Raw genomic sequence first — 3565 nt, 5'->3', positions numbered from 1 at the left:
CTTCCACTAGGAATTCGGCTTCGGCTGTTTGTTCAGGCTCCAGGGCTGGAGATAAAATCGCGGGACTTGTGATGAGAACATTGATCCTTGCTAGAAACCCTTGTTTCTCGGTGTCGCTCATCCTGATAGCCTTTGCTATTACTAAGGTGGTAATATCATCAGGTGTTATAAACGCCTCTACAAGAGAATTTCCATATTTATTTTTCCATTTTTCAAGCCACTCTGAGGGGCTTGAAAATTTGGTATTTTCCTCAATCTGAAAGGTCATACCAGGACATGGAAATGATTTTATCTCCTTCCGTTCTGCGTTGTAATACCAGCTCGATAATTCGTTCCAACTTCCACTCCAAATCAAATCGTCTTCCCAGTTTTTCACCTCCTGCTCGACTTTATCCTCGGTGACTTTTTCCAATTCGGCGTAGGGAATTTCGATTGTATGTCCTTGTTTGATTTGGACTGATGCTTGTTTGTTGTTAGTTCTTGCTACTACTGTTCCGATTTTTAGCTTGTTACTGTTGCTGGAAAATATGCGAACCGTGTCACCAATTTTAATGGTGTCCATTGTCGCCGATATTTCAGGTTTTTCCGCTTGTGTCACTATCCTGAGATTGCTAACATCCCAGGCAATAGGCATTGAATTTCCGCTGTAAAGTTCTACGTGTACCTGTCCTTTTGTGTCAATTTTCCTAATAACACCCCGCTTACATTTGTTGTAGCCTTCCACCACCTCGACCTCGACTCCCTTATCAAAGCCCATATCTTTAGCGATGATTTGTCGTGTCTGTTCGCTTTTACCGCCACTGATTTTGTGGACAGCTACTTGCAAATGTGTTTTCGTGGCTCTGCGACTGCCGTCGTTCTCAGCTAGTTGGTTCGCATAAGCTATTGCTTCAATCTTTTGCCGTGGCGATTTCAGATCCCTCAATTCTCTCAATAAAGTCCCAGGCATTTTTAGGGATGTGATTGGAGAGTCTGATGCCGCCAGTTCCTCTATGATTTGCTCTTCTATTTTGAATTCTTCGATGAGTTGGTAGACTCTTGATTTGCCTTTGCCAAATTCTGTAAGGCAATAACTTTCTAGAGATTTGTAACCAAGTGCTGAGTATCCTTTGCGCTCGCGTACTTCCACTAACATTTTTCCCAAGCTATCGAAATTACCTCGAATAGCTTCCGTAATTTCTTTCGCTTCATCGGCTGTCATTTGTTGTTTTGTCGAACGGGGAGGCTCGGCGGTTGCTAGTGTCATAATGTCTCTCCTGATAGGTAATAACCTTCTCTTCCTTTGGTAAATCCTTCGATCAATTCTTCTTTTGTTAACTGAAGTAGAATTTGCCGAATAGAATGCAAAGATAAGCCAGTTTTCTTGGCGATTTGTTTTCCGCTTTGCCCTGGATTTGATGTGATTTCTCCTAAGATGATCGATCTCTTTCTGCTGGCTGGCGCTTCCGCTTTAGGCACTCGATTTACTGTTGCGGGTCGCACTTCTGTTTTTTGCCTTTGGTACCCAGCAGAATTGGTTCGGTATCCAGGGCTGGTAACAAGCGCCAAATAGTTTTCAGCTAGTTGTTGGCCGGTGCGAGGGTAGTAGGTCAGGAACCGATCGACCTGCTCGCGGTGTTCGTGTGAGATTTGATTCAAATTAATACTCATGAGCTATCAATGTTTGAAATGAACTCGTCGCTGACCTGCCGGTAATTGGTATGTGGTTCAGGAAAGCGATCGCACTTACCGAGCGATCGCGTCAGAGAAAGACATCAGACTTGAAATTGACTTGAACTACTGCTGCATAGGCATCACCTCAATAGGATTGAAATCTCTACGATCGCCCCCACGATCGGGCGCTGCATCTGGAATCTGGTACGCCCACAGTAAAACCAGCCCTAACAGGGGCAAAAGGGTCGAAAACTTGTTGTGCATATCCGATGGCTATTCCCCTTTTAAAGGGGGAGGGTGCGAAACTTTGACTCGGAATTCTGAACCGGGGATATAAAGGATGCAGTCGTTTGACGAGACTGATGCCCTCGGGGCTTACACAGTCGATCGGTCATGCGGCTAAAACCTTTATATATTTGAGTTGTAGGCAGACCGTAGACGCCAATCCCCGGTCTGCTTATTTTGTTGTTTTTCGGGACTAACGGGGGAACACTTGCGTTTCTCCGTTAGATTTACTATACTATGACACAAGAAAGAAAACAACCGTTGACTCCTGTGTTTTTACGAAGGCGAGTAAAACTAACGCAAAGACAAGCATCTGACCTTCTTGGGGTGAGGGAATCCACGATTAGCGAGTGGGAGAGAGGAATTTCTTCTCCGAACTTGTTGTTGGTTCCAAGAATTATGCAGGCTTATAACTGCACCGCCGATGAAGTGATCCAGGCGTTTGTAGCATTGCGTGCATCTCGTGACAGAGAAAAGGTACTGGTTGCACCGAACCTTGAAAACTAAATAGTTCAGCCTCCCCGGCTATTAACCCGGAGAGGCTGATATCTAAACCATCAGCCCGATGGGACAATATTGATATCCCGTCAAATTGTTCCATCCATGAATACCTGGCCAAAGTGGCTCCCTTATCCTATCTCATGGATACGAGCCTTCGGACTTTGCTACGCTCTTACTGCTCTAGTTAAGTCGCAGTTTCCTCTCCAGCATAGCGACGGCGTTGCTGCTGTCTTGATTGGAGCCTGGACTACCGTGCCGTTTTTGTTCACCTTCTTTCATTGGGCGATCGCATCTGTCGCAAAGTTTTTATTGAAACATCTGCCAGCACATCCTAAGCTTGCTCCGGTTCGTCAGTACCTCACCGATCGCTGGTCTGGCTCGGAGCGATCGCACTGGAGAGAAGGGCTAAACGCTTTTATTATCAGCTTTGTGGCGTTCATTGTCTCGTTTTTGGTTGTATCTTACCTGACACCTGTCCCCAGTAGAGCCGATGCTGATTACGCACGCGGCTTTTACGTACTGAGGCGAAATGTACTTCGGTTAAGACTCGACATCATCTCGATCGGGATGTTTTTTGTTTCGGCTTATCTTTACCAATACGATTTGTGGGCGCGGCACCGGCGGACAGTAAAATCAGCAGCCAAAGCTAAAGCTCAGGAGCCGACAAAAAGGCGATCGCCCAAAAACCTACCCGCCCCCGATCCAGTTGAGCAAGAGCTCAATCAACTCAAAGCTCAATCTGGGATGAGTCGGATGAAAACAGTGAGACCAGCGGTGTCAACTCCTGAAGCTGCTGAGTGGTACGTATTCCGCAGTGGCAGCGCCGAGGGGCCATACACCAGGATGCAGTTGCTGGAAGTTCAAAAAATCACCGATCGAACCAAGGTGCGGCGCGGCGAAACGGACTGGCAGCGAGCCGGTGAAATATCAGAGCTGGCGGCGTACCTCACTGAAAAATAGCTTTCTAAAAAGTCCAATTTATTGGACTTTTTTATTAAACCCTTGTTCAGCAAGGGTTCTGTAGTTACAGGCTCAGATTATTTCCGACTTGGCTAGAGCGAAAATAATCCCGCGAACTGAGAAAGTGTCCGAAATTTCGGACACTTTCTCAGTTCGCGGGTGTTGG

At 46.3% G+C, this 3565-nt stretch carries 5 protein-coding genes; 3 read left to right on the top strand and 2 right to left on the bottom strand.

The genetic code is table 11. The annotated features are described in order from the left end of the window. On the bottom strand, positions 1 to 1201 hold a 1201-nt coding region (locus tag QT974_RS18635; RefSeq protein ID WP_333469925.1), incomplete at its 3' end, for a hypothetical protein. A 41-nt stretch (positions 1202 to 1242) separates the two neighbouring features. Next, positions 1243 to 1650 carry a winged helix-turn-helix domain-containing protein gene (locus tag QT974_RS18630; RefSeq protein WP_333469924.1) on the bottom strand — a complete coding sequence of 136 codons (408 nt, stop codon included), beginning with the start codon at positions 1648 to 1650 and terminating at the stop codon, positions 1243 to 1245. Between the two features lie 52 nt (positions 1651 to 1702). On the opposite strand from QT974_RS18630, the gene QT974_RS18625 reads away from it, so the two are divergent. The 3 genes from QT974_RS18625 (at position 1703) to QT974_RS18615 (ending at position 3399) form a co-directional block, all read left to right on the top strand. Beyond that, positions 1703 to 1990, top strand: coding sequence for a hypothetical protein (locus QT974_RS18625; RefSeq protein ID WP_333469923.1), 288 nt, complete (start codon positions 1703 to 1705; stop codon positions 1988 to 1990). A gap of 185 nt (positions 1991 to 2175) precedes the next feature. Next, positions 2176 to 2445: a helix-turn-helix transcriptional regulator gene (locus tag QT974_RS18620; protein WP_333469922.1), complete on the top strand. Its 270-nt coding sequence runs from the start codon at positions 2176 to 2178 to the stop codon at positions 2443 to 2445. Positions 2446 to 2541: 96 nt separating this feature from the next. After that, the gene (locus QT974_RS18615; RefSeq protein ID WP_333469921.1) at positions 2542 to 3399 is read left to right on the top strand and encodes a DUF4339 domain-containing protein; all 858 of its coding nucleotides are present in this window, start codon (positions 2542 to 2544) and stop codon (positions 3397 to 3399) included. Positions 3400 to 3565: the final 166 nt, after the last annotated feature.

This window comes from Microcoleus sp. BM001215392, assembly GCF_036700185.1.
Taxonomy (GTDB): domain Bacteria; phylum Cyanobacteriota; class Cyanobacteriia; order Cyanobacteriales; family Microcoleaceae; genus Microcoleus.
This window is presented reverse-complemented; position numbering and strand designations above follow the sequence as displayed.